1 protein-coding gene is annotated in these 313 nt (G+C 45.7%); it reads right to left on the reverse strand.

The genetic code is table 11. The annotated features are described in order from the left end of the window. A partial coding sequence (locus N780_RS19105) for a helix-turn-helix domain-containing protein (RefSeq protein WP_036788011.1) occupies positions 1-313 on the reverse strand: 313 nt, incomplete at both ends.

Consider the following 313-nt stretch of genomic DNA (forward strand, 5'->3'; position numbering starts at 1 on the left):
ATATCTAGGAGTTGGCCAGTGTCTCCGTCGGCGATAACGACTTGATATTTCCCTGCACTTGTATCGCCCTTGTACTCATCAATCGCGATGACTGGCGGGAGAGTTTCTACTTTTTTCAACATCGGAGTGGCTAGCTCATCAAACCGCCGCATCACTGTGGTTGGCGAAGTGCGAAACAGCGCGGCTGTATCTTTGAAATTTTTGCCCTGTATAACCCTAAGACCTAAAGCTTGATTCCACTCCTTTGAGTGCCGTTGATATCGTTTTACGAGATGGTTATCTTCAAAGAAACGCTTTCCACATTTACAGATAT

It is taken from the genome of Pontibacillus chungwhensis BH030062, from assembly GCF_000770675.1.
GTDB lineage: Bacteria > Bacillota > Bacilli > Bacillales > BH030062 > Pontibacillus > Pontibacillus chungwhensis.